Genomic DNA, 25222 nt, shown 5'->3' with positions numbered 1-25222 from the left:
TGTCCACGACGCCGCGGCTGGTAATCTTTAGCGTTGCACCCATCCCCACGGAAAGGCAGTCCCTCCATGCCGTTCGGAGCCCAGGCTGACGCCACCACCCCGCCGCCGCCGGCCAGTGGGGGCAAGGAACAACGCGTGACCAAACAGCGTAAGGCGGTCAGCGCCGCCCTGGACACGCTCAGTGATTTTGTCAGCACGCAGGAGCTGTACCGGATCCTGCAGAACCAGGGCGATTCGGTCTCGCTGGCCACCGCCTACCGGATCCTGCAGTCCCTCGCTGACGAGGGCCTCGTGGATGTGCTCCGCAACGGCGACGGCGAAGCGGTGTACCGCCGCTGCGCGGTCACCGGCCACCACCACCACCTGCTGTGCCGCAACTGCGGCAAGGCTGTGGAGGTGGAGGCCCCGGCCGTTGAAACCTGGGCCACCCGGACCGCAGCGGTGCACGGCTATACGGAAGTGGCCCACACGGTGGAAATCTTTGGGCTGTGCCCGGACTGCACCAGCCTCAAGGCCGCCGGCCTGCTGTAGCACGACCCGGCAGCAATTCAGGCGCCCTGCAGTACGCGGCCGTTGAGCCCCCTGCGGGCCCGGAAAGCGCCGATCCCCCGGCACACGGCATAAATCAGGAACGACAGCGTGGTCACGTAGGGGCTGATGGGGATCCGGCCGCCCAGCGCCAGCAGGATCCCGCCCACGGTGGCCACCACCGCGAACACCACGCTCAGCAGCACCACGGCCACCGGGCTTGAGGTCACCCGCAAGGCCGCGGCCGCAGGAGTGATCAGCAGGGCGAGGACCAACAAGGCACCCACCACCTGGATGGACAAGGCAACGCTGATGCCCAGCAGCACCATAAACACCAGTGCGAGTGTCCTGACGGGAACACCGCGGGCCTCCGCCAGCTCGGGGTCCACACTGGCGAAGTTCAGCGGACGCCAGATCGCAAAAAGCGCCAGCATCACCACCACGGCGGTCCCGGCCAGGGCCTGCAGCTGGACGGTGTCCACGGACACGATCTGGCCGGTCAGCAAACCGAATTTGTTGGCGGCACGGCCCTCGTACAGCGAGAGGAACAGGATGCCCAGCCCCAGGCCGAACGGCATGATGACGCCGATGATTGAGTTTTTGTCCCGGGCACGGACCCCCATCAGGCCCAGGAGCAGCGCGGCGGCGACGGAGCCGATCAGCGAACCGAAAACCACGTCCGTACCGATCAGCAGCGCGAAGGCTGCCCCGGCAAAGGACAGTTCGGAGATGCCGTGCACTGCAAAGGCCAGGTCGCGCTTCATCACAAACGTTCCCACCAGCCCGCCCAGGAGGCCCAGGACGGCACCGGCCCAGATGGAGTTCTGGACCAGGACCAGCAGTTCGCCGTAGTTATCAAAGCTGAAGATGGCTCCGAGGATGCTGTCGAGGTCCATCAGGCGGCGTCCCCTGCCAGTTCCCGGCCGGCACTGTGATGGTGCGTGGTGGCATCCGGGAGCCCCACCACCACGATCCTGCCGTTGGCATGAATCACTTCGACGTGGCTGCCGTAGAGGTCGGAAAGTACCTCGGTGGTCATGACCTCCTCGGGGGCGCCGACCCGGAACCGGCCGCCGGCCAGGTACAGGACGCGGTCCACATAGTCGATCACGGGGTTGATTTCGTGGGTCACAAACACTACTGCGCTGTTCTTTTTATGGCACTGCTTGTTGATCAGCGCGCTCACGGCCTGCTGGTGGTGCAGGTCAAGGGAAAGCAATGGCTCGTCGCAGAGCAGCACCTGCGGGTCCGTGGCGAGGGCCTGGGCCACGCGGAGCCGTTGCTGCTCGCCGCCGGAGAGCTGGCCGACGGGTACCTTGGCGTATTCCGTGGCCCCGACAAGTTCCAGGAGCTCGTCAATCCGGCGGTTCACTTTGGCTGCGGAGAAACGGAATCCCCAGCGGTGGCCGTCCACGCCCAGGCCAACCAGATCCCGGGCACGCATGGGAACATCCGGGGCGAAGGATTTCTGCTGGGGGATGTAGCCGATCAGGTTGCTGCCGCGCTCCACGGGGTGACCGCCAAGGGTGGCCGTTCCGTGATGCAGGTCCTGAAGGCCCAGCAGGACCTTGAGGAAGCTGGTTTTGCCGCTTCCATTCGGACCCAGGACAGCAAAGAACTCCCCGGGCCTGATATCCAGGTCCAGGTCCTCCCAAAGCGCCCGCTGACCGAACTTGAGGGAGGCGCCGGTGAGGCTGACCGCGGGTTTCAACTATTTATTCTCCAGAATTTTGCTGATCTTCTCCACATTGTCCGTCATCCACTGCAGGTACGTCTTGCCCTCAGGCAGCGTCTCGTTGAAGTCAACGACCGGTACGCCTGCAGATTCGGCTGCCTTCTTCAGGGCTTCGGTTTGCGGGCCCTCGGTCTGCTCATTGTAGGCAAGGAGCAGGACCGTCTTGGCTGACACCAGGCCAGTCGCCGCCTTGAGAACAGCGGGCGGAACGTCCGTGCCTTCCTCGATGGCGGCCGTGTACTCCTCGGGGGTGGCGTTTTCCAAGCCTGCATCCGCCAGGAGGTAGAGCGGCACAGGTTCGGTGACGGCAACCTGCTTGCCGGCACCGGCGCCCTTGAGGGCGTCGAGGCTGCCGTAGAGTTTTTCCACAGCGGATTTGAAGGATGCGGCATTGGCCTCGAACGTGGCTGCCGAACCGGGGTCCAGTTCGGTGAGCCGTGCAGCAATGCTGTCCGCGAGTTTCTCCATGGCAGGCAGGCTGTACCAGACGTGTTCGTTGAAGGCGCCGTGGTCGTGGTCATGGTCTTCGGCGTCGGCTGCGCCGCCTGCCGTGGCCTCCGCCGTCGCGTCGCCGTGATCGTCCAGTCCGGAGATGTCCACGGCGTTCAGGATGTTGCCGTCGGCAAGGCTGCTGTCCTTGGTCAGGGTTGTGACGAAGTCGTCGTAGCCGCCACCGTTTTCGATCACCAGGTCTGCTTTGGAAACCGCCAGCCTGTCCTGTGCCGTGGCCTCGTAGGAGTGCGGGTCCTGGCTGGTTTTGTTGATGATGGCCGTGACGCTGACGGCGTCCCCACCGATGGCCTGGGCGATATCCCCGTAGACGTTGGTGGAGGCCACCACGGAAATCCCGTCCGCCGCAGACTCGGTCGCAGCCTGCGGCGCGGCGCAGCCCGCCAGCAGGAGGCCAAGGCCGGCAAAGGCGGCGAGGGAAGTGTAGGCAGCGGCAGGACGGCGCACGAAAAAACCTTCAATCAGGAGGAGAGGACAACCCGTCCAGCGTATACCTAAATAGGAATGATTCCTATTTAGGTATACGCTGCGGACGCCGGGCGGGGCCGGTCAGGCCCCGTTGGGCTGGCCCAACCGGCGGATGCCCGTTGCCTGCGTGGCATCACGGATCTGGCCCACGAGCTGTTCAATCACATCCTCCAGGAACAGGACACCCCTGGTGTTCCCGTCGGGGCCGATCACGCGGGCCAGGTGCGACCCGGTGCGCTGCATAACGGACATCGCCTTTTCGATCTCGTCGTCGAGGGCCAGGTTGGCCAACGACCTGACCCGGCTTTCGGCGATGGCTTCGCCGTACGCCGACTCGGGGATGGAGAGCACATCTTTTACGTGCAGGTAGCCGTAAAGCAGGTCTTCGTCGTCCAGCATGGGGAACCGGGAGAACCCGGTCCTGCTGACAGCCTTCTCGAACTCCACGGGGGTGGTGGCTGCTTTAAGCATCACCAGTTCACCCAGCGGCACCATGATGTCCTGCGCCGTGTGTTCGGAGAACTCCAGTGCCCCGGTGATGAGGCCGGCGTCGTCATCCACCAGCCCATGGCGGGTGGACTCCTGGACGATCGACTGCACCTCCTCAAGGGTGAAGGAGGACGTCACCTCATCCTTGGGCTCGATCCGGAGCAGCTTCAGGATGTGGTTGGCGGACCAGTTGAGGACTGAGATGACGGGATTGACCAGCCGGGCAATAAACATCAGCGGCGGCGCCAGGAACAGGGCTGCCTTGTCCGCGGCGGAAACGGAAATGTTTTTGGGCACCATCTCGCCGAAGGTCACGTGCAGGAACGTCACCAGCATCAGCGCCACCACAAACGCGGCAACGTCAGCGACCTCCATGGGAACGCCCAGCGTCTCCATGGGCACCGCCAGCAGGTGGTGGATGGCCGGTTCGGCCACCAGCAGGATCAGCAGGGAGCACACGGTGATGCCCAGCTGGGCGCAGGCGAGCATCAGCGAGACATTCTCCATGGCCTTCAGGGTGGTCTGCGCCCGTTTGGAACCTGCCTCGGCCAGCGGTTCGATCTGGCTGCGGCGGGCTGACATCACGGCAAATTCAGCGGCCACAAAAAAGGCGTTGCCAAGCAGCAGGACAGCCAGCCAAAGTATTCCGGCCCAGTCGCTCATGCCTGGTTCCTGTCGTTGGTGGTCTCTTCGGGATCCGGGGCGGCCGGCCGGAAGCAGATCCGGTCGATCCTGCGCCCGTCCATCCTGGTGACGCTCAGGACGCCGCCACCCACGGGCACGGTGTCTCCCACGGTGGCAATCCGGCCCAGCTCGCTCATCACGTAACCGCCAACAGTTTCGTAGGCTGCTTCGTCAGGGACGGTCAGCCCGGGGACCTGTTCGGAAAGTTCATCGGGCCGGAGCAGGCCCGGGAAGTACCAGTCCCCCGATGCGCTCTGCAGCAGACCGGGGCGGACCTTGTCGTGCTCGTCGGCCACCTCCCCCACGATTTCCTCCACGAGGTCCTCGAGGGTGGCGATGCCGGCTGTGCCGCCGTATTCGTCCAGGACCACTGCCAGTTGAAGGTTCCCCTCGCGCAGTTCGGCGAGGAGCGCGTCGAGATGGATGGTCTCGGGTACCCGCAACACCTCGGTCATGATGGCACCGGCTTCGAGTTTGTGCCGCCGGTCCCAGGGCACTGCCACGGCTTTTTTGACGTGGACCAGGCCCCTGATGTCATCCGCCGAATCGCCGATCACCGGAAACCGGGAGTACCCGGTCCGGCGCGCGGCGTCCACAATGTCAGAGACGGGCTGGCTGGCGTCGATGGTTTCCACCCGGATCCGGGGCGTCATAACATCCGCCGCCGTCCGCGTGGAAAAGTTCAGGGTGCGGGCAACGAAGTTTGCCGTCCCGGCGTCGAGCGTTCCCATGGCCGCCGAGCGGCGCACCAGGGAGGCAAGCTCCGAGGGGGTGCGGGCGCCGGAGATTTCCTCCTTGGCCTCGAGCCCGAAAACGTTGAGGACTTTGTTGGAGAATCCGTTGAGCACCACAATCGCCGGCTTAAACACGGCCGTGAACATCAGTTGCGGACGGGCCAGGGCCTTGCCCACCTGGAAGGAGAGCGCAATGGCCATGTTCTTGGGCACCAGTTCGCCCAGCAGCATGGACAGCAGGGTGGCAAGCACCATGGCCAGGGCCAGCGAAATGGAGGCCACGGCAACGTCGGGAAGTCCGACGGCGGCCAGCGGGCCTTCCAGGAGTTTGCCCACCGATGGTTCCATCACGTAGCCCGTGAGGAGCGTCGTGAGGGTGATGCCCAGCTGGCAGCTGGAGAGCTGCGTCGACAGCGATTTCAGGCACGCAAGAAGGGGCACGGCGCCGGTGTCGCCGTTGTCAACGGCGCGCTGGACGGTGGGCTGGTCCAGGGCGATCAGGGAAAACTCGACGGCGACAAAGAACCCGGTCCCGGCGATCAGCAGCAAGCCTGCTGCAAGGAAAATCCATTCCACTCAGCATCCCGCCCGGCGGGCCTGCGTAGCGCGGCAAAACCGCGAAGCCCTGGGCCGGAACAACGGCCTGGCCGGAGGGGGATGGTCAGCTGTTGCCGACCTGCCCTGGCGGGTCCCGGACGGCTGCTGGGCCGCTGGGGAATGGGAACGTGTTCGGGGTTTGCCGGCTCTGCGGGTGGACTGCGCGGTGCTGCTCTTAATGCTCCGCTGACAGCCCCCAGGCCGGCACCTAGATTTACTGTCCATAAGGGCTTCAGTCTACAGGAGCCCTTATGGCCGTCCGGACCCGGCACCGCCGCCTGCCGGGTCCGCGGCGCTGGTCCCGGCGGGCGGACGCCGCCACTCCTGCGGCCGGCGCAACACCGGCGCGGCCCGCCATATTCCCGTACACCGGCGTCACGTCATGATTTGGGTCACCCTTATTGGCAGTTAACACAGGATGCTCACTAGACTTGCAGAGGTCTGGGTTCAGAGGACGCAGAGGCCGGCTCAACCGCAGTGCTTAAGCACCGTTGGCCGGAGGGAAATCAAACTCATGGAAGAGGCGTATTTCAAGTGCCAGAGCAGCCTAGCCACCGTCTACCAGAGGAATTTGGCGGAAATGAGTGGCTCGTTGACGAACTGTACGAGCAGTACCAAGAGGACAAGAACGCGGTGGACTCCAAGTGGTGGCCGCTGTTTGAATCTTTCGGCTCCGGCAGCGGTTCTTCTTCCAATGGACATTCGGGCCACGTCGAAGCCAACCCCGCAACCCGGGAACTTCCGGTGGTGAAGGCCGCTGCCCCGCCGGCACCGGCAGCACCGCCTGCGGCCGCTCCGGCCAAACCCGCCGCAGCGCCGGCCGCGGCTGCGCCGGCTTCTGCCGCAGCTCCCGTGAAGAAGGCCCCGGCAACAGAAGCCCGCGATGGCGGCAAGAAGACCGGTGCGGGCAATGGCGCCCAGCCCATCCCGGCGCAGCTGCCCAAGAACGTCAAGGCGCCCACAGCACCGGAAGAGGACGTTGTCTCCGTCCTCCGCGGCCCGGCCAAGGCCATCGCCACCAACATGGTCACCAGCCTTGAGGTTCCCACGGCCACCAGCGTGCGCGCCATCCCCGCCAAGCTGCTGATAGATAACCGCGTGGTGATCAACTCCAACCTGGCCCGCGCACGCGGCGGCAAGGTTTCCTTCACGCACCTGATCGGCTATGCCGTGATCCGGGCCCTGGCCCAGTTCCCGTCGATGAACGTCTTTTATGACGAGGTGGACGGAAAGCCCTCCGCGGTCCAGCCTGCCCACGTGAATTTCGGCATTGCGATCGACATGCCCAAGCCCGACGGCACCCGCCTGCTGATGGTCCCGAACATCAAAAAGGCCGAAACCCTCAACTTCGCCGAGTTCTGGCACACCTACGAGGACCTCATCAAGCGGGCCCGGGCCGGCAAGCTCACCGCTGACGACCACCAGGGCACCACCGTTTCGCTGACCAACCCCGGCGGTATCGGCACGGTCCACTCCGTGCCCAGGCTCTCCAAGGGCCAGGCCGCCATCATCGGCGTCGGCGCCCTTGACTACCCGGCCGAGTTCCAGGGTGCCAGCGAAAAGATCATCGCGCACAACGCCATCAGCAAGGTCCTCACGCTGACGTCCACGTACGACCACCGGGTCATCCAGGGCGCGGGGAGCGGCGAGTTCCTCAAGCTGGTGCACCAGCTCCTGCTCGGCGCGCAGGGCTTCTACGACGAGATCTTCGAATCCCTGCGGATTCCGTACGAGCCCGTGCGCTGGAGCCCGGACCTGCAGGTGGACCCCGCCGACCAGATCAACAAGGTCGCCCGGATCCAGCAGCTGATCCACTCCTACCGCGTCCGCGGACACCTGATGGCGGACACCGATCCGCTGGAATACGTCCAGCGCAAGCACCCGGACCTCGATGTCCTGACCTACGGCCTCACCCTGTGGGACCTGGACCGCGAATGGCCCACGGGTGGCTTCGGCGGCAAGCCGATGCTCGCCTTCCGCGACATCCTCGGCGTACTCCGCGACGCCTACTGCCGCACCACCGGCATCGAGTACATGCACATCCAGGACCCGGACGAGCGCAAGTGGTTCCAGGACCAGCTGGAGCATCCGTACTCCAAGCCCAGCCGTGAAGAGCAGCTCCGGATCGTCTCGAAGCTCAACGCTGCCGAGGCCTTCGAGACGTTCCTGCAGACCAAGTTCGTGGGCCAGAAGCGCTTCTCCCTTGAGGGTGGCGAATCCCTGATTCCGCTGCTGGACGCCATCATGTCCGACGCAGCCGACGACGGCCTGGACGAGGTTGCGATCGGTATGGCCCACCGTGGCCGGCTCAACGTGCTCACCAACATTGCCGGCAAGACCTATGCCCAGGTCTTCCGCGAATTCGAAGGCACCCAGGATCCGCGCTCCGTGCAGGGCTCCGGTGACGTGAAGTACCACCTGGGCACCGAAGGGACCTTCACCTCGGACAACGGCAAGGAGACCAAGGTCTACCTGGCTGCCAACCCGTCCCACCTTGAAGCTGTGGACTCGGTCCTCGAAGGCATCGTCCGCGCCAAGCAGGACCGCCTGGACCAGGGCGAATCCTTCCCCGTGCTGCCCATCATGGTGCACGGTGACGCAGCCTTCGCCGGCCAGGGCGTGGTGGCGGAGACACTTAACCTCTCCCAGCTCCGTGGCTACCGCACCGGCGGCACCATCCACGTAGTGGTCAACAACCAGGTTGGTTTCACCACCGCGCCGTCCTCTTCCCGTTCCTCCACGTACTCCACCGACGTTGCCAAGATGATCCAGGCGCCGGTGTTCCACGTGAACGGCGACGATCCCGAAGCAGTGGTCCGCATCGGCCAGCTCGCCTACGAGTTCCGCCAGCGGTTCCACAAGGACGTTGTCATCGACATGGTCTGCTACCGCAGGCGCGGCCACAACGAGGGCGACGACCCCTCGATGACCCAGCCGCTGATGTACAACCTGATCGAAGCCAAGCGCTCCGTCCGCAAGCTGTACACAGAGTCGCTGATCGGCCGCGGTGACATCACCGAGGAAGAAGCCGAGCAGCTCCTCCGCGATTACCAGGAACGGCTGGAGCGGGTCTTCGCCGAAACGCACGCAGCCCAGACCTCGCCGATCCCGATCATCACGGCCGACTCCGCAGCAGTCTCGGACATCGAGCGCCCGCACGCCCAGCAGTCCGATTTCGGTATCAACTCCCCGGCCTCCACCGCAATCTCCAAGGAGACCCTGGCGCGGATCGGCACGGCACACGTTGAAATCCCCGAAGGCTTCACCGTGCACGCCAAGCTCAAGCAGCTCCTGGAGAAGCGCGAGCAGATGTCCCGTGAAGGCGGCATCGACTGGGGCTTCGGCGAGATCGCGGCCTTCGGTTCGCTGATCATGGAGGGCGTGCCCGTCCGGCTGGCCGGCCAGGACTCGCGGCGCGGGACGTTCGTCCAGCGCCACGCGGTGTTCCACGACCGCGCCAACGGCAAGGAATGGCTGCCCCTGGGCAACCTGTCCGATGACCAGGCCAAGCTGTGGATCTACGATTCCCTGCTGTCCGAATACGCCGCCATGGGCTTCGAGTACGGCTACTCGGTGGAACGCCCGGATGCACTGGTGCTGTGGGAAGCCCAGTTCGGCGACTTCGTCAACGGCGCCCAGACCATCATTGATGAGTTCATCTCCTCTGCCGAGCAGAAGTGGGGCCAGCGTTCCTCGCTGGTGCTGATGCTCCCGCACGGCTACGAGGGCCAGGGCCCTGACCACTCCTCCGCACGGATCGAACGGTTCCTGCAGATGTGTGCCGAGCAGAACATGATCGTGGCCAACCCCACCACGGCGGCCTCCCACTTCCACCTGCTGCGCCGCCAGGCGTACAGCCGGCCACGGAAGCCGCTGATCATCTTCACGCCCAAGCAGCTCCTGCGCCTCAAGGCCGCAGCATCTTCGGTGGAGGACTTCACCACCGGCACCTTCCTGCCCGTGATCCCGGACCATGAGCAGCTGCCGGCGGACGCCGTCGAACGCGTCCTGCTGGTATCCGGCCGCCTGTACTACGATCTCCTGTCCACCCGGCAGAAGACCGGCGACAAGACCACCGCAATCGTCCGCGTGGAGCAGCTGTACCCGCTGCCGCACGAGGAGATCGCCACGGAACTTGCCAAGTACCCGAACGCCGAAGCCGTATGGGCCCAGGATGAGCCGGCCAACCAGGGACCGTGGCCGTTCATTGGCCTGAACCTGCCCGACGCACTGGACCGCAAGGTCCGGCTTGTGTCACGGCCGGCATCTGCCTCCACGGCAGCCGGTTCCATGAAACGCCACGCTGCGGAGCAGGATCTGCTGCTTAAGCAGGCTTTTTCACAGAAATAACCGCTAAGGCTGCCCGGCCGGACGTCGAAATACCGACTCCGGCCGGGCAGTTCTGTTTAATGGATGGACAGCGCCGCTTCGATCCACCGCATCAGTGGCTGCGACGGGGACAGCGGGCCGGCACCGAAGTAAAGAGGAACGTGTGGAAGACAGGAAGCTGCGTATCGCAGCCGTAGGAGACGAACTGCTGGCAGGGTTGGGTGACCCGCGGGCACTTGGCTGGCTGGGCCGCGTCCTGGCACGGACTCCCCAGGACGGGATTCTGCTGGAGAGCTACTCACTTCCCTGCCCCCAGGAGGGGACGGAAGCGCTGGCAGCCCGCTGGCTCGACGAGGCCGGCCGGCGTTTCAGCCCGCAGGCCGAGAACCGCCTGGTCATCGGACTGTCCGGGCGGGATATTGAGTTCGGCCTGTCCACCGCGCGCAGCCGGCTGAACCTTGCCAACATCCTGGACTCTGCCTCGCAGAACCGGGTCGAGGTGTTTGTGGTGGGACCGCCACCCACCCTTGACCCGGTCCATAACCGGCGGCTGGATGAGCTGAACACCGCCTTCGCCGATGTTTCCACCCGGCGCAAGCACCTTTATGTCGATACATTTTCACCCCTGCTGAACCACGAGCAGTGGCGCCAGGACCTCGCCGCCAACGGGGGAACCCCCGGCCAGGCCGGTTATGGCCTGATGGCCTGGCTGGTACTGCACCGCGGCTGGTTCCAGTGGCTCAAGCTGGACGCCCCCGAGTAACCACCGCCGGTCGCGATATATCTTGACGGTCCGGTTACCGGCCGGTACGTTGAAGCCAGTACACGATATATCGCCTCTGGAGGATCAATGACCGATCAGAACTGGACCGTAACAAGCCCGCAGGCCATCGATATCGATGGTGTGTCCGCCCTGAAGCTGGGCATGATCCAGGGCAGGTTCGAGGTGCGGGTCGGGGACCAGCCGGGGGTGTTGGTTGACATCAGTGACGTCCACGGGGATCCCGTGGACGTCACTGTATCCGGTGGTCGGCTGGAAATCAGGCACCAGCTGCACGGGCCACAGGGGTGGTTCAAGAACCTGATGGAAACGGTGAACCACACCAGCGCCAACTCCGCCACCATCCACCTCACCGTTCCGGCCGGAACAGAGGTGGAAGTGGGGACTGTCCGCGGTGACGGGCTGGTCAGCGGTGTCACCGGACCCACCCGGCTAAATACCGTGTCGGGTTCGGTGGCAGCGGAAAACACCGCCGGGGAGCTGCACGTCAACACCGTCAGCGGGACCGTCACCGTGAGCGGGCACCACGGCATCCTCACTGCCAGGAGCGTCTCCGGGGAGGTTCACGCCGCCGGGGATTTCACCAACGTCCGGGCCACCACGGTCAGCGGCGACCTCACGTTCGAACTCCTCGGCAACACCCATGATTTCGGCTCCAACTCGGTGTCCGGAAACTTGACAGTGCTGTTACCCCATGACGTGGGCGCCGACATCGTAGCCAAAACAGCCAGCGGTACGGTTGTGATTGATGACCAGCACTACGCACAGGTCAGCGGCACCGTGGAGACCATTTCGGGCCCGGACCGGCAGCTGATGCTGGTCCGCACCAACTCGATGTCCGGCCGGACGTCCATCCTCCACCGTGCTGCTCCGGAGGGCGGCGGAACCGGGCTCTGATGCCGCCGGTTTTTGCCCACGGTGCCCTGCGCCTGTACCTGCTGGCCCTCCTCGAGGCGGGACCCAAGCACGGCTATGACCTGATGCTGGCCCTACGGGACCGGTTCGGCGGAACATATTCGCCCAGCGCGGGAACCATCTATCCCCGCCTGGGGAAACTGCAGGAGGAGGGCCTGGTGGCCACCGAGGCAGTGGGTCGCCGCACCAACTACCGGATCACGGACGCCGGGATGGCGGAACTGAACAGGCGCCGTGAGGAGCTGGCGGGCGTGGAGACGGGCATCGCCGCGTCCGTCCGGCGGCTGGCCGGCACCCAGGGCAGTGACGTCCGGGGCAACATGCTGGGGATCAGCGCGGATCTTGCTGCGGCGGCAACAGCGGCCCTCGCAGGCCGCCCCGGCAGGGACAACGCTGCCGCCGGCCCGGATGCCCAGAGCGAGGCGATCCTCCTGGGAGCCGGTGGGCTGCTGCAGGCCTTCCAGGAGGGTGTCCTTGCTGATCTCCGCCGCCAGGCGGCCGCTGCGCCGCTGGACCCGGCAACCCTCGACGCCTTGGCCGCCGGATTGCGGCAGGCCCGTGCCGCAGTCCCCCCGCAGCCTGGCGCCGCAACGCCGGCCAAGCCCTGAACCCGCTGCGGACTCGCAGGTCACGCGCCGGTCACCGGTTCGCGGGCCATCGGATCATGTGGGAGACTTGAGGGCAGCTCTTTTGAGTACCAACATGTAAGGAGGCCAGCTATGAGCAAGCGTGCACGCAAGCGTCGTGACCGTAAGCGTGGCGGCGCGAACCACGGTAAGCGCCCCAACACCTAGGCACACGCCAGGTATCACGGTTCAAGCGAAGGACCCCGGAAGCCACTCGGCTGCCGGGGTCCTTTGCTGTGGCGTGCGATATGGCCGCGCCACCGGGGGCAGACCCCCTGATGTCAGGTTTGGCTACGCGTCCACGGGCCGGATCGAATGGATCCGGTCCAGGATGGCGTTCTTCAGGTTCTCCGGGGCGGCCTCGGTGCACGAGCGCTTAACCATGTTGCGGATGACGCATTCAAGGTCGTACTGCTCTGTGCATTCCGGGCAGTCATCAAGGTGGTTCTTGATCTCCGAAATGTCCTCACGGGTCAGTGCCCCGTCAAGGTACTCATAGATCCGCTGCATCCGCGTATCGTCGCAATCGCCCAATCCCTGGCAGTCGCTCATTTCCCGCTCTCCTGTTTGCTTTCCGCCGCGTCCCTGGAGGCCACGGCTGTTTTGAATCCGCGCTCGGCAGCGTATCCGCCCAGCATGTCCCGCAACATTTTCCGGCCGCGGTGGAGCCGGGACATCACGGTGCCGATGGGCGTGTTCATGATGTCTGAAATTTCCTTGTACGCGAACCCTTCGACATCCGCGAAGTAGACCGCAAGGCGGAATTCCTCGGGAATCTCCTGGAGCGCGCGTTTAACGTCCGAATCCGGCAGGTGGTCCAGCGCTTCCGCCTCGGCGGAGCGGAGCCCGCTGGAGGTGTGCGACTCCGCGCGCGCCAGCTGCCAGTCCTCGATGGTGTCCGAATTGGACTGCAGGGGTTCGCGCTGCCGCTTGCGGTAGAGGTTGATGTAGGTGTTCGTCAGGATCCGGTACAGCCAGGCCTTGAGGTTGGTGCCGGGCCGGTACTGATGGAACGCGGAGAAGGCTTTGGTGTACGCCTCCTGCACCAGGTCCTCGGCATCCGACGGGTTCCGGGCCATCCGCATGGCCGCGGAATACAGCTGGTCGACATACTGCATCGCGTCGCGCTCAAACCGGGCGCGGCGCTGGTCGGTGGTCTCCGTGGACACGTCCACGTCCCCGCCGGCCTGCTCGGCTGAAGCGCCGGGCGCCTGTGCGGGCACGGACTCAGGCTGCGCTGCGGCGCCGGCCTTTACTTCGCCTTGCGAAGCCTCATACATGGCCGAAACGGCCGGATCCAGGGTGTTCATTGCGTTCAAGTCTACTGTCAGGCGTTGCGCCCGCGGCGATCCGAACCCCGGAGCCTCCGACGCCAGTGCGCCAAGGGCCACCGGGCCCGCCTTTCCAATTCCATCCAACACCCGCGCCAAGGCCCAACTCCGCTCTGCGTCCGGCGGTCCGGCCTTTCCGGACCCGCTCTCAACAACCCCCGGCCGCGGGCAAATATTCCCCAAAAGTGCAAGACTGGATCTGCACCTTGCGCCGCTGACGGAGCGGTCCGTCCACCCAGGAGGAAATCCATGTCCTTTTTCCGCACGCTCGCACGGCCCATGTTGGCTTCCAGTTTTGTTGTTGCTGGAGTGGACAAGCTTAAGAACGCCGACGATACCGCCCAGCAGCTCTCACCGCTGCTCCGCAAGGCCGCCGCGTCGCTGCCCTTCAAGGCGGATGAGCGCACCCTGGCCCGCGTGATCGGCGGAACGCAGGTGGGTGCCGGTGTGCTGTTCGGACTGGGTAAGTTCTCGCGCGTCTCGGCCACCCTGCTGACGGTCATTTCCCTGCTCAACACGTTTGTGGAGTGGCGCAGCGCTGACATCAGCAGCAAGGAAGGCCGGCAGGACCGCCGCAACCAGCTGTTGAAAAACCTTTCCCTGAGCGGCGGGGCGCTGCTGGCATCCGTGGACACCGCAGGCAAGCCGGGCCTGGCCTGGCGCGCCGAACACCTGGCAGCCGACGCACGCAAGGGCGCATCGCACCTCGCCACCGACGCACGCAGGAGCACCAACCGGAAGCTGCGCACCGCTGACAAAGCAGTCCGCCGCGCCGTGGACCACGCAACGGGAGCCTAAACCGACAATGACCGCCGCTGCCACCACCCTGGACTCCGCCGGGACACCCGTTCCGCTTTGGCCCGCCCCCTTCGCCACGCATCCTGTCGATGCCACCGTCACGGTCCCCGGCTCCAAGTCCCTGACCAACAGGTACCTGGTCCTGGCGGCCCTGGCCGACGGGCCGTCGCGGCTCCGGGCGCCCCTGCACTCCAGGGATTCGGCGCTGATGATCGGGGCCCTGCGTAGCCTGGGAGCCACCATCACGGAGGTCCCGGGTGAGGGCAGCTTCGGCCCCGACCTTGAGGTCGTCCCGCTGCGGCAGGACGCGCCGCCTGCCCCGGCAACCATCGACTGCGGCCTCGCCGGAACCGTGATGCGGTTTGTTCCGCCCCTCGCGGCATTGCGGCAGGGGACCAGCGTTTTCGACGGCGATCCGCACGCCCGGCAGCGTCCCATGGGCACCATCATCGAGGCGCTGAAGGCGCTCGGTGTTGTGGTCACGGCGGACGACGGCGGCACCCCCTCTTCGCTGCCCTTCGCCGTTGAGGGCACGGGCGAAGTCCGCGGCGGCCACCTGGTGATCGACGCCAGCGCCTCATCGCAGTTCGTCTCCGCCCTGCTCCTGGTGGGGGCCCGGTTCACCGAAGGCCTCCACCTGGAACACGTGGGCAAGCCGGTACCCAGCCTTGACCACATCTCCATGACCGTGGCTGTCCTGCGTGAGGCAGGAGTCTCGGTGGACGATTCCGTGCCCAACCACTGGGTGGTGGCGCCGGGTCCCATCCGGGCCTTCGACCAGCGGATCGAGCAGGACCTGTCCAACGCCGGGCCCTTCCTGGCCGCAGCCCTGGCATCCGGGGGAACGGTCCGGATTCCCGGCTGGCCCGCCAGCACGCAGCAGGTGGGTGATCTCTGGCGCAGCATCCTGGCCGACATGGGCGCCAGCGTCTCGCTGACGGACGGGGTCCTCACCGTCACCGCAGGCTCCGGCATCAAGGGCGGAAACTTCGCCGACACCAGCGAACTGGCCCCCACTGTTGCCGCCCTGTGCGCCTTGGCAGACACCCCGTCCAGGCTCACCGGCATCGGGCACCTGCGCGGCCACGAAACTGACCGGCTCGCGGCGCTCGTGGCGGAAATCAACCGCCTGGGCGGCGACGCCGAGGAAACCAGCGACGGCCTGGTGATCCGCCCCGCTGCGCTGCACGCCGGCGTCGTCCATTCCTATGCTGACCACCGGATGGCCACCGCAGGTGCCATCCTGGGCCTGGCCGTCGCCGGCGTCGAGGTGGAGGACATCGCCACCACCGCCAAAACCATGCCCGACTTCCCGGACCTGTGGACCGCGATGCTGGCGCAGGGCTCTCCTGCCGGAACCGGCACGGAAGGTACAGGCGTTGGCGCGCAGCACTGACTCTTGGGACGAATCGGATGTCCGCATCCGGCCCAGCAAAAAAGGTTCCAGGCCCCGCACCAAGGACCGGCCCAGCCACGACGACGCCGTCACTGGCCGGATCATCACCGTTGACCGCGGCCGCTACACGGCGGTGGTGGGTGAGGACACCGCTACGGAACGGGTGGTGATCGCCGCCCGCGCCCGGGAACTGCGCCGCAACCCCGTGGTGGCCGGCGACTTTGTCTCGCTGGTGGGCGACGTTTCCGGCGAACCGGACACGCTGGCGCGCCTGGTGAAAATCCAGGACCGGCGCACGCTGCTGCGCCGCAGCGCGGACGACACAGATCCCGTGGAACGGGCTGTGGTGGCCAACGCCGACCAACTGGTGATCGTGGTGGCAGCAGCCAACCCGGAACCGCGCACCGGTTTCATCGACCGTGCCCTGGCGGCGGCTTACGACGCCGGGATCGAACCGATCCTGCTGATCACCAAGGCAGACGTCAAGGATCCCGCTGAGCTGCTGTCCAATTACGCGCACCTGGACTTCCCGGTCATCATCAGCCGCACCGCGGACAATAAGGCATCGGGCATCGATGCCAGGTCGGACGATGGCCTGTCCGCCCGGCTGGACAGCGAGGCCGTAGCGGAGCTGCGGACCTTCCTGCACGGGAACGTCACTGTGATGCTGGGGCACTCCGGCGTGGGCAAATCCACCATGGTCAACGCGCTGACCGGAGCCGAGCGGGCCACCGGCGGCGTCAACGCCGTCACCGGCCGCGGCCGGCACACATCCTCCTCCGCCCTGGCCCTGCGGCTGGCAGATGCGCCGGCCGGCAGTTGGATCATCGACACCCCTGGCATCCGGTCCTTTGGCCTGGCACTGGTGGACCCGGACCGCATCCTGCGTTCCTTCCCGGACCTCTCCCCCGGCACCGATGCCTGCGAACGCGGCTGCAAGCACACGGCAGCGGCCGTGAACTGCGGGCTGGACGCCTGGGTGGCCGCCGGCCAGGCAGGTCCCACCGGCGCTGCCCGGCTCTCTTCCCTGCGGCGGCTCCTCGGGGCGGATCCGCGCCTGGAAGCCCAGGAGACCAAGGAACTCGGCAGCGTCAACTGACGTGGGCCTCCCAGCACAACCGCCGCCAGACGGTAGTTTGGAACCATGATCCAATCCGCTTCCAGCTACAACGATGACCTGCGCCTGGCCCACGTCCTGGCCGATTCCGTGGACGACCAGACCATGAGCCGTTTCAAGGCCCTGGACCTCCATGTGGAGACCAAGCCGGACCTGACTCCTGTCACCGACGCGGACAAGGCAGCCGAGGAATCCATCCGCGGCCAGCTTTCCCGGTCCCGCCCCCGCGACGCCGTCCTGGGTGAGGAGTTCGGCAGCAGCGGCCACGGCTCACGCCGCTGGATCATCGACCCCATTGACGGGACCAAGAATTTCGTCCGGGGCGTCCCGGTATGGGCAACCCTGATCGCGCTCGTTGACGAGGGCGAACCGGTGGTGGGTGTGGTCAGCGCACCTGCGCTGGGCAAACGCTGGTGGGCGGCGAAAGACATGGGCGCCTACATGGGCCGTTCGCTCGCTTCGGCCACCAGGCTGCGCGTCTCCAACGTCGCCACCCTTTCCGATGCGTCATTGTCCTACTCCAGCCTCACCGGGTGGAAGGAACGCGGCAACTTCGACGAGTTCCTGGGGCTCACCGAGGACGTATGGCGGACCCGCGCCTACGGCGACTTCTGGTCCTACTGCATGGTCGCCGAGGGGTCGGTGGACATTGCCTGCGAACCCGAACTGAATCTCTACGACATGGCCGCCCTGGTCCCCATCGTGGTGGAAGCCGGCGGCCGGTTTACCTCCCTGGAGGGCCAGGACGGCCCGTTCGGCGGAAACGCCCTGGCCACAAACTCCATCCTGCATTCCGAGGTGCTGCGGCGCCTGAACCCGGGGCTGGACGACCTCCTCTAGGACTGCCTGGACCGAAGAATATACGGCGGACGCCTCCGGATGGGGGCGTCCGCCGTCGTGTTCTTCGACAAAAGCCCCGGCGTACGGGCGCGGCGTAACAAATCCCTTAACATTCGGGCTGGCTTCAAACCACCCCGCACCATGTCCTACGCTCTTAAGCAGGTCACGAGTGCCAGCGCTAAACCCCGGTTTGCTGGCCGGCAACCCTCCATTCGCGGTGGGGTGCCCCGGGTGACGACCAGGCCGGTCCGGACATGGATACGGCAAGCGCGGATTCCCTGCAGGGAGTCCTGTCAACGTGAGGATTCCCCATGACAACTGCCACTGTCTCCCCCGCAGCTTCGCTGGCGCCCGCCGCACCTTCGGTTTTGGCCGGCCACTCCATCGCCGCCAGGCCCCTCGCCGCCGTAACCGGCGCCGAGATCCAGGCGCCGCTGATCGCCGGTGGCCATGTCCGCTACGCGAACCTGGACTATGGCGCCTCCGCGCCGGCGCTGTCCCTGGTCTCCGCCTACCTGAACGAGATCCTGCCCTACTACGCCAGCGTGCACCGTGGCGCCGGCTACGCCTCGCAGATCAGCACCTCCGTGTACGAGAACGCGCGGAACATCGTGCGGGACTTTGTGGGCGGCCGCCCGGACGACTCGGTGATCTTCACGCGCAACACCACCGACTCGCTGAACCTCCTGGCAGGGTGCCTGCCCAGCACGGACGGCCGGCCCACCGGCGACGTCCTGTACCTGGACATCGAGCACCACGCCAACCTGCTGCCGTGGCAGGGTGTACCGCACCGCAGCATCGTGGCCGCCGACACCCTGGCCGGCACCATCGACGCTGTCCGCGGCGAACTGGAGCAGGGCGGGGTCAGCCTCCTGGCGGTTACCGGCGCCTCCAACGTCACCGGCGAAATCCTGCCCATCCGCGCCCTCGCCGCGCTGGCCCACCAGTACGGCGCCCGGATTGTGGTGGACGCCGCGCAGCTGGCACCCCACCGGCGGGTAGACATCACCGCCGACGGCGTTGACTACCTCGCGTTCTCCGGCCACAAGCTCTACGCCCCGTTCGGTTCCGGCGTCCTGGTGGGCCGCCCGGACTGGCTCGACGCCGGAAAACCGCACCTCGCCGGCGGCGGTGCAGTCAAGGAAGCACGGCTCGACGGCGTCAGCTGGGCCACGGGCCCGGCCCGGCACGAGGGCGGCTCGCCCAACGTCCTCGGCGCCGCCACCCTGGCACGTGCCACGCAGGTCATCGCCGCCCTGGACCCGCAGGAATGGCACGCCCACGAACAGTCCATCCGGTCCTACCTGGTGGCGGGGCTGCAGCAGATCGAGGGCGTGAGTGTCCACCAGATCTTCAAGGACACCAACGCTGAGACGGACACCATCGGTGTGGTTAACTTTTCCGTGGCCGGCTACGACGCCGGTCTGGTGGCGGCCTACCTGTCCGCAGAGCACGGCGTGGGCCTCCGGGACGGGCGTTTCTGCGCCCACCCCCTGCTCAAGCGGCTGGGCCTTCCGTCCGGTTCGCTGCGGGCCAGCTTTGGTGTGGGCTCCCGCCTTGAGGACGCCCAACGTCTCCTTGCCGGCGTCTCTGCCCTCCGGACCCAGGGCCTTGGCTGGGATTACGTGGTGGACGCAGGCCGCTGGGTGCCCGCCAACGATTCCCGGACCTACCCGCACTGGGCCCCCAACACGCCGGGCACCGCCGGCGCGGCCCCCTGCCTGGACGACTGAACCGGCGGGCCGCCCCGGCGGGGTCCATGCGGTAAATTCAGGAGAGACATCTACTGAAGGAGGCCGCGCGTGGTCCGGGGTGGCCCCAAGCTGGAACACAACCGGCGCCAGGAGCTGGGCCAAAGCTTCCAGGACGGCGGCGAGCATTACCAGCAGGTCCGGCCGGGCTACCCGGCGGCAGCCGCGGACTGGCTGGTGCCCGCACCGGCCGGTGAGGTTTTGGACGTCGGCGCCGGCACCGGAAAATTCACCGCACTGCTCCTGGCCAAAGGACTGGCCGTCACCGCAGTGGACCCGTCCGCGGACATGCTGGAACAGCTGGCTGAGCACTATCCACGTGCCACGGCTGTCCTGGGCACCGCAGAGGCCACCGGCCTGCCGGCGGCGGCGTTCGACGTCGTCACCGTGGCCCAGGCCTGGCACTGGTGCGACGCAGCTGCGGCCAGCACGGAGCTCGCCCGGGTCCTTCGCCCGGGCGGCACGCTGGGGCTGGTCTGGAACCAGCTGGACACCTCCGTTCCCTGGGTCCACCGGCTGTCCCGGATCATGCACGCGGGCGACGTCTACAAGCCTGGCCACCGGCCCGCCGTCGGGCCTGAATTCCAAGGCCTTGAGGGGTACGTGACCCGGTGGCAGGACCCTGTAACCACCACGGGCCTGATGGAGCTCACCAAAACGCGCAGCTACTATCTCAGGGCCTCCGAACCCACCCGCGCCAAGGTGCTGGCCAACCTGGACTGGTACCTGCATGAGCATCTTGGCCACCGGGACGGCGAAATCATCGACCTGCCCTACCTGACCCTGGCATGGCGGGCCACGGCGGCGTGAATCTCGTTGCCGGCCAGCGGCGGTGCAGTACCCGGTAAGCTTGATGCTGTGAAGACCAGCGCGCCCTCCTCCTCGATCGAGGACTACGTCAAGGTCATCTACTCGTTTACCGAGTGGCAGGACAAACCCATCACCTCCTCGCAGCTGGCCCAGCGCCTGGGTGTGGCCAACTCCTCCGTCTCGGAGATGGTCCGCAAGCTCAAGGACCAGGGCCTCGTTGACCACAAGCCCTACAGCGCCATTACCTTGACGGGCCCGGGCCTGCGCCTGGCCCTTGCCATGGTCCGCCGCCACCGGCTGATTGAGACGTACCTGGTCCAGCAGCTGAACTACAGCTGGGACGAGGTCCACGACGAAGCCGAACTGCTGGAGCACGCCGTCTCGGACACTTTCATCGAACGCGTCGCCGCCCAACTGGGCGATCCCCGCCGCGATCCGCACGGCGACCCCATTCCCACGGCGTCCGGTGAGGTGCTGATGCCTGCCGCCCACCTGCTTTCCGGGCTGGATGAGGGCCACACCGGCAGAATCACCCGGATCAGTGACGATAACCCTGAATTGTTGCGGTACCTGGCCGCCGAGCGGATCGACCTGGACGCCGAAGTGGAGGTGGTGGGCCGCCGGCCGTTCGGCGGTGCCCTGGTGGTCCGGATCGGTGGCGTTGGGAACAGCCGTGAGTTTGACCTCGCTGACGAAATCACCTCGGCGCTCTGGGTGCACAGCGAGCAAACGCACCAAGGTTGCCTCCTGGTGGGCAGCTGACGTGACGCACGGACCGCGCCAGGGGCTGTTGCGCGGCACCGCCCCCGCATGAGCCGCCCCGGTATGCCTGCGGCGCCGGCATGGCTGGCGGTGGCTGTGGGCGGATTGGTGGGCAGCGAGCTGCGGTACGGCCTCGGCCTCGCCTTCCCTGATGTTCCGGGCGGTGTCCCCTGGGCCACGCTCGGAATCAACGTGTGCGGCAGCTTCCTCCTGGCTGCCTTGACCACTTTCTGGCTGAACCGCCCGCATACTCCCTTCTGGCTGCGGGCAGGGCTGGGACCGGGCCTGCTGGGCTCTTTCACCACCTTCTCCGCAGTAATTTTCGCCGTGGACCGGCTGGCGCAGTCCGGCGCGCATGTGGTGTGGGCGGCGTACCTGGCCCTTTCCCTGGTGCTGGGGCTGGCCGCCGCAGGTGCAGGCTGGCAGCTCGGCAAAGTGGCGTCCCGGACCCGGAACGAGCAGCCATGACCGCCGCGCTGTTGGTGGGCTTGTTCGGGGTAGCCGGGGCCCTCCTCCGGTTCGCGGCAGACAGCTGGTTCGCCCAGCAGGCGGCCCGCCAGGCGGAAGCGGGCAATGGCGCGCGGCACTGGCCCTGGGCAACCCTGCTGGTCAACGTGGTGGGCTGTTTTGTGATCGGAGCCGCCGCGGGGGTGACCGGCGGACTGGGACTGGCCGGTGAGTGGCAGACCGCCCTGGCCACCGGCCTGGCCGGCGGCCTGACCACGTTCAGCTCGTGGACCACCGCTACGGTGCGCCTGATCAGCGAAGCCCGTTACGGGGCTGCCGCGGTGAACGTGACGGCCAACCTGGCCCTGGGCGTTGCGGCTGCCGCTGCCGGCATGGCCGTTACCGGCTAGCCGGACGCCCGGCAATCCCACCAGACCGGACTGATTTGGTGGGCTCCCGTAAAGTTGTACCTGATGATCAGCAGACGTGACGCGGCAATTGCCCTCGAAATACCCCTGGAAATGGCACAGCGCCATGGCCTGCCCAAATGGATGAGCGAAGCGGAGCTGGGAGCGATCCTGGACGCCCCTCCCCCGTGGCTGGTGCAGTCCCGCGCAAACCGCACCGGCAAGCGTCCGGTCTGGGTGCACCTGGAGTGCACCGTCTGCGGCTATGAGGAAGCGGCCCGGCCGAAAAAATGGTGGCCGGACTTCAGTTTTGTGGCCTGCGAACACCACACCAAGCAGGAGGTCCCGGAGCGGCCCGCGGGCTTCGTCAGGACCGAATTCGACGGCGTCGGAACACGCTTTGTTGGTGTGGTGGACGTCCAGGCACCGGCCTGACCCAGGGCATTTCCTTCCGCGACAAACAGGCGTATTTTACGAGGAGGGGCACGTGGTGTCCCGATTCGCCGAGGGAGCCCGCCATGCCTGACAAGTCACCACACCGGCACATGACCAAAAAGCCGGTTAAAACCATTAAACAAAAGCGCGCCGAGAAGAAAACCAGGACTCCCCTGGACGGTGCGCCGGACCCCGTGGCGCACCTTAAGAAGCGCTGAGGGTCAGCCTGGTTAACGCAGTACGGCCCGGACAAGAGTCCGGGCCGTACTGCGTTGCCTCGCGGCACAGCAAAATGTGGAGATGGGGGGAATTGAACCCCCGTCCGATGTCGTGTTGTCAGGGCTTCTCCGGGCGCAGTTTGCGTCGGACTTTCTCGGCCCCGGCCATGCTGCAAACAGCTGGCCGATCCGGGCCCAGTCATCAAAGTGTCCCGTTTACCCCGATGACGGGGGCAAACAGCAGTGGCTATCTAAATGACGCCAGCATCCGGGGCAATAGCAACCTCGGGCTGACGGACTGGTCTTACTGCTTAGGCAGCAAGAGCAAAGTCATCGCGTTTTGAATTGGCGATTATTGTTTTGCAGACAGCGTTTACGAGATAATTCTGCATCCTCGGCCCGCTTCACCTGTCGCGACTAACATCGTCGAAACCGATCATCCCCGTATTTTGTTATCAAACCGGTGGGCAAGCCCACCGGACTACCTATACTAACGCATGATCCGCCGGTTTCATTCCTAGCGGCGGCGGTTGCGCTCCCGCATCTCCCGCTGGGCCTCACGGGTGTCCTGCTGCTCGCGGAGCGTCTGGCGCTTGTCGTACTCGCGCTTGCCGCGGGCCACCCCGATCTCCACTTTGGCCCGGCCGTCCACAAAGTAGAGCTGGAGCGGGACGATTGTGTAGCCGGTTTCCCTGATCTTGTGCGAGATCTTGGTCAGTTCTTCGCGGTGCAGCAGCAGCTTCCGGCGGCGGCGGGCAGCGTGGTTGGTCCAGCTGCCCTGGTTGTACTCCGGGATGTGGATGGCTTCCATCCACAGCTCGTCGTTGTAGAAGGTGCAGAATCCGTCCACCATTGAGGCGTGGCCCTCGCGCAGGGATTTCACTTCTGTCCCCATCAGCGCGATGCCGGCCTCGTAGGTATCCAGCACGTGATAATCATGCCGGGCCTTGCGGTTGGTGGCCACCACTTTACGGCCACTTTCTTTGGGCACGGGAAAGCTCCTCAATATCAGTCTCGGTTGTTGCCCCGGCCAGCCGGCGCGGGATCATACAAGTCTACGGCAGGGCCTAAAGCAGCCGCATCGGATCCATCGCCTGGCCGTTCACCCAGGTTTCGAAGTGCGCGTGGCAGCCGGTGGAATTGCCGGTACTGCCGGAATAAGCGATCAGCTGGCCCTGCGAGACGCGCTGGCCGTTCGAGACCACGATGCTGGAGTTGTGGTAGTAAATGGTGTTCAGCGTGTTGCCCTGCATCAGGCCGTGGGAGATCTTGACCCGCCAGCCACCGCCGTCGGCCGAGTTCCAACCTGAGCTGAAGACTTCGCCGGCCGCAGCCGCGTACACCGGCGTGCCGCAGGGGGCACCGAAGTCGATGCCGGTGTGCATGTAGCCACCGGTGCCGTAGAAATCGATGCTGCCGGGCGGGGTGCTGCGGTAGCCGAAGCCGGAGGTGATGGGGACGCTGGACGCGAAGGGGTGGCGCAGGCCAAAGGCCGACGGCGACCCAACAGGCGGCACAAACGTTTCCACCGGCGGGGCGGGGCGGTTCGCTGCCGCTGCGGCGGCGGCTGCGGCGGCAGCGGCTGCCTCGGCGATCCGGCGCTGCTCGGCTTCCCACGCTTCACGCAGTTTGCGGTCGCGTTCCTCGATTTCAGCGGCCACTGCGTTCTGGCTGGCCTGGACGCTGGCCAGCTGGGACTGGATGCCGGGCTTGGCGGCCTGAAGTTCGGCGTCGAGGCGGGTGGTGTCTGCGATCAGCTGATCCACCTGGGCCTTTTTGGCTGCGGCCTCGTCCCGGAAGGCCTTTTCGCGTTCGAGGGCCGCATCGGCCTTGGCCTTGAGTTCCTTGATCTCCGCTTCCACGGCCTGCAGCCGGGCCTGGGAGTTGACGTTGGTGGCGTTCTGCTGGGTGAGCTTATCCATGGCGGCGTTCTGGCTGCGCATTGCCTGGTCCGCGAGGTCCATGGTTTCCGTCAGGCTGCTGCCGGTGTTGGAACCGAAGAATAGCGACAGGTTGGACGGCACGCCGCCCGACTTGTAGGCCTGGGTGGCGATCTGGCCGATCAGCTTTTTCGTGTCGGTGATCTTCTGCTTGTCCGACTCCATCTGCTGCGTGATCTTGGCCTTGTTCTGCTGGGCCATGTCCACGCGGGCGGAGAGCGCCTCCACTTCCTTGACGGCACCTGCCACGCGGCCCTGCGCTTCAAGGAGTGCCTGCTGGGCGCCGGGCAACTGGCCCTGGTACAGCACCAGATCGCCGGCGGCCTTGGCGATGCGCGAATCAACGAACTCCAGGGACTGCTGGACGCGTGCAGCTTCGGCCTGCAGCGCTGCCTGCTGGTCCTCGAGCTCGTCGGCCATGGCGGCAGGCCCGGAGGACGCCAGCCCGGCGGCGAGCACGACGGCGAGGAGGCCACTGATGAGGCCGGACCGGCGTGCGGCCTGGCGGCTCCGGGTGGACCGGCGGCCGTGGGGAGGTTGAGCCATGACGTTCATAAGCATTCCTTGGTTGGTT

General features: G+C 66.1%; 26 protein-coding genes, 1 other RNA gene and 1 riboswitch. Of the genes, 17 read left to right on the top strand and 10 right to left on the bottom strand.

The features are described from left to right. Positions 1 to 66 precede the first annotated feature (66 nt). Positions 67 to 531, top strand: coding sequence for a Fur family transcriptional regulator (locus tag QRN07_RS07880; protein WP_050686836.1), 465 nt, complete (start codon positions 67 to 69; stop codon positions 529 to 531). Between the two features lie 17 nt (positions 532 to 548). Here QRN07_RS07880 and QRN07_RS07875 read toward each other — a convergent pair whose 3' ends face one another. The 5 genes from QRN07_RS07875 to QRN07_RS07855 form a co-directional block, all read right to left on the bottom strand. Then, a complete protein-coding gene (locus QRN07_RS07875; protein ID WP_285240755.1) occupies positions 549 to 1424 on the bottom strand; it encodes a metal ABC transporter permease in 876 nt (291 codons plus the stop codon). Next, the gene (locus QRN07_RS07870) at positions 1424 to 2239 is read right to left on the bottom strand and encodes a metal ABC transporter ATP-binding protein (RefSeq protein ID WP_050686840.1); all 816 of its coding nucleotides are present in this window, start codon (positions 2237 to 2239) and stop codon (positions 1424 to 1426) included. The genes QRN07_RS07875 and QRN07_RS07870 overlap by 1 nt, the downstream gene beginning before the upstream one ends. Then, positions 2240 to 3220, bottom strand: coding sequence for a metal ABC transporter solute-binding protein, Zn/Mn family (locus QRN07_RS07865; protein WP_285240754.1), 981 nt, complete (start codon positions 3218 to 3220; stop codon positions 2240 to 2242). A gap of 102 nt (positions 3221 to 3322) precedes the next feature. Further along, entirely contained in the window at positions 3323 to 4393 is a 1071-nt protein-coding gene (locus tag QRN07_RS07860) for a hemolysin family protein (RefSeq protein ID WP_050685657.1), read from the bottom strand. Further along, entirely contained in the window at positions 4390 to 5724 is a 1335-nt protein-coding gene (locus tag QRN07_RS07855) for a hemolysin family protein (RefSeq protein ID WP_050685656.1), read from the bottom strand. The genes QRN07_RS07860 and QRN07_RS07855 overlap by 4 nt, the downstream gene beginning before the upstream one ends. Positions 5725 to 6279: 555 nt before the next feature. Between QRN07_RS07855 and QRN07_RS07850 the strand changes: the two genes are divergently transcribed. The 5 genes from QRN07_RS07850 to QRN07_RS19825 all read left to right on the top strand — a co-directional run bounded on the left by QRN07_RS07850 (position 6280) and on the right by QRN07_RS19825 (position 12564). Beyond that, positions 6280 to 10095: a multifunctional oxoglutarate decarboxylase/oxoglutarate dehydrogenase thiamine pyrophosphate-binding subunit/dihydrolipoyllysine-residue succinyltransferase subunit gene (locus tag QRN07_RS07850; RefSeq protein WP_056597225.1), complete on the top strand. Its 3816-nt coding sequence runs from the start codon at positions 6280 to 6282 to the stop codon at positions 10093 to 10095. A gap of 142 nt (positions 10096 to 10237) precedes the next feature. Next, positions 10238 to 10837, top strand: a complete 600-nt coding sequence (locus tag QRN07_RS07845) for a GDSL-type esterase/lipase family protein (RefSeq protein ID WP_157370901.1) — start codon at positions 10238 to 10240, stop codon at positions 10835 to 10837. Positions 10838 to 10924: 87 nt separating this feature from the next. Next, positions 10925 to 11752 (top strand): DUF4097 family beta strand repeat-containing protein, encoded by an 828-nt coding sequence (locus QRN07_RS07840; protein WP_285240753.1) that lies wholly within the window; start codon positions 10925 to 10927, stop codon positions 11750 to 11752. After that, positions 11752 to 12378: a PadR family transcriptional regulator gene (locus QRN07_RS07835; RefSeq protein ID WP_285240752.1), complete on the top strand. Its 627-nt coding sequence runs from the start codon at positions 11752 to 11754 to the stop codon at positions 12376 to 12378. Before QRN07_RS07840 ends, QRN07_RS07835 begins: the two co-directional genes overlap by 1 nt. A gap of 111 nt (positions 12379 to 12489) precedes the next feature. Then, the gene (locus QRN07_RS19825) at positions 12490 to 12564 is read left to right on the top strand and encodes a 50S ribosomal protein bL37 (RefSeq protein WP_369299106.1); all 75 of its coding nucleotides are present in this window, start codon (positions 12490 to 12492) and stop codon (positions 12562 to 12564) included. Between the two features lie 123 nt (positions 12565 to 12687). Here the strand turns inward: QRN07_RS19825 and rsrA are convergent, their stop codons facing one another. After that, a complete protein-coding gene (rsrA, locus tag QRN07_RS07830) occupies positions 12688 to 12948 on the bottom strand; it encodes a mycothiol system anti-sigma-R factor (RefSeq protein ID WP_050685651.1) in 261 nt (86 codons plus the stop codon). Continuing rightward, positions 12945 to 13706, bottom strand: coding sequence for a sigma-70 family RNA polymerase sigma factor (locus QRN07_RS07825; protein ID WP_082178296.1), 762 nt, complete (start codon positions 13704 to 13706; stop codon positions 12945 to 12947). Before QRN07_RS07825 ends, rsrA begins: the two co-directional genes overlap by 4 nt. 270 nt (positions 13707 to 13976) lie before the next feature. On the opposite strand from QRN07_RS07825, the gene QRN07_RS07820 reads away from it, so the two are divergent. The 11 genes from QRN07_RS07820 to QRN07_RS07770 all read left to right on the top strand — a co-directional run bounded on the left by QRN07_RS07820 (position 13977) and on the right by QRN07_RS07770 (position 22708). Continuing rightward, positions 13977 to 14525 carry a DoxX family protein gene (locus QRN07_RS07820; RefSeq protein ID WP_050685649.1) on the top strand — a complete coding sequence of 183 codons (549 nt, stop codon included), beginning with the start codon at positions 13977 to 13979 and terminating at the stop codon, positions 14523 to 14525. A gap of 7 nt (positions 14526 to 14532) precedes the next feature. Continuing rightward, positions 14533 to 15921, top strand: a complete 1389-nt coding sequence (aroA, locus tag QRN07_RS07815; RefSeq protein ID WP_050685648.1) for a 3-phosphoshikimate 1-carboxyvinyltransferase — start codon at positions 14533 to 14535, stop codon at positions 15919 to 15921. Further along, entirely contained in the window at positions 15905 to 17020 is a 1116-nt protein-coding gene (rsgA, locus tag QRN07_RS07810; RefSeq protein WP_056597220.1) for a ribosome small subunit-dependent GTPase A, read from the top strand. Before aroA ends, rsgA begins: the two co-directional genes overlap by 17 nt. Before the next feature lie 45 nt (positions 17021 to 17065). After that, complete coding sequence (gene hisN, locus QRN07_RS07805) at positions 17066 to 17878, top strand: histidinol-phosphatase (protein ID WP_050685646.1); 813 nt, start codon at positions 17066 to 17068, stop codon at positions 17876 to 17878. A 161-nt stretch (positions 17879 to 18039) separates the two neighbouring features. Further along, positions 18040 to 18154, top strand: a riboswitch (SAM riboswitch). 35 nt (positions 18155 to 18189) lie between these two features. Beyond that, on the top strand, positions 18190 to 19611 hold the full coding sequence (locus QRN07_RS07800) for an aminotransferase class V-fold PLP-dependent enzyme (protein WP_285240751.1): 1422 nt from the start codon (positions 18190 to 18192) through the stop codon (positions 19609 to 19611). Between the two features lie 69 nt (positions 19612 to 19680). Beyond that, on the top strand, positions 19681 to 20439 hold the full coding sequence (locus tag QRN07_RS07795; RefSeq protein WP_285240750.1) for a class I SAM-dependent methyltransferase: 759 nt from the start codon (positions 19681 to 19683) through the stop codon (positions 20437 to 20439). Between the two features lie 48 nt (positions 20440 to 20487). Then, a complete protein-coding gene (locus QRN07_RS07790) occupies positions 20488 to 21201 on the top strand; it encodes a metal-dependent transcriptional regulator (RefSeq protein ID WP_285240749.1) in 714 nt (237 codons plus the stop codon). Between the two features lie 48 nt (positions 21202 to 21249). Further along, a complete protein-coding gene (locus QRN07_RS07785; protein WP_285240748.1) occupies positions 21250 to 21669 on the top strand; it encodes a fluoride efflux transporter FluC in 420 nt (139 codons plus the stop codon). After that, on the top strand, positions 21666 to 22058 hold the full coding sequence (locus QRN07_RS07780; RefSeq protein WP_285240747.1) for a fluoride efflux transporter FluC: 393 nt from the start codon (positions 21666 to 21668) through the stop codon (positions 22056 to 22058). The genes QRN07_RS07785 and QRN07_RS07780 overlap by 4 nt, the downstream gene beginning before the upstream one ends. Positions 22059 to 22121: 63 nt before the next feature. Continuing rightward, on the top strand, positions 22122 to 22490 hold the full coding sequence (locus tag QRN07_RS07775) for a hypothetical protein (RefSeq protein WP_050685665.1): 369 nt from the start codon (positions 22122 to 22124) through the stop codon (positions 22488 to 22490). 83 nt (positions 22491 to 22573) lie between these two features. Further along, complete coding sequence (locus QRN07_RS07770) at positions 22574 to 22708, top strand: hypothetical protein (protein ID WP_285240746.1); 135 nt, start codon at positions 22574 to 22576, stop codon at positions 22706 to 22708. A gap of 74 nt (positions 22709 to 22782) precedes the next feature. Here the strand turns inward: QRN07_RS07770 and ssrA are convergent. The 3 genes from ssrA to QRN07_RS07755 form a co-directional block, all read right to left on the bottom strand. Beyond that, positions 22783 to 23152, bottom strand: a transfer-messenger RNA (tmRNA) gene (gene ssrA / locus QRN07_RS07765). 73 nt (positions 23153 to 23225) lie between these two features. Continuing rightward, positions 23226 to 23699 (bottom strand): SsrA-binding protein SmpB, encoded by a 474-nt coding sequence (gene smpB, locus QRN07_RS07760; protein WP_050685641.1) that lies wholly within the window; start codon positions 23697 to 23699, stop codon positions 23226 to 23228. A gap of 76 nt (positions 23700 to 23775) precedes the next feature. Next, positions 23776 to 25203, bottom strand: a complete 1428-nt coding sequence (locus tag QRN07_RS07755; protein ID WP_050685640.1) for a M23 family metallopeptidase — start codon at positions 25201 to 25203, stop codon at positions 23776 to 23778. Positions 25204 to 25222: the final 19 nt, after the last annotated feature.

It is taken from the genome of Pseudarthrobacter sp. MEB009, assembly GCF_030208875.1.
In the GTDB taxonomy this organism is placed as follows: Bacteria; Actinomycetota; Actinomycetes; order Actinomycetales; family Micrococcaceae; genus Arthrobacter.
Note: the sequence above shows the minus strand (reverse complement) of the source record. Positions and strands in the feature narration are given on the sequence as shown.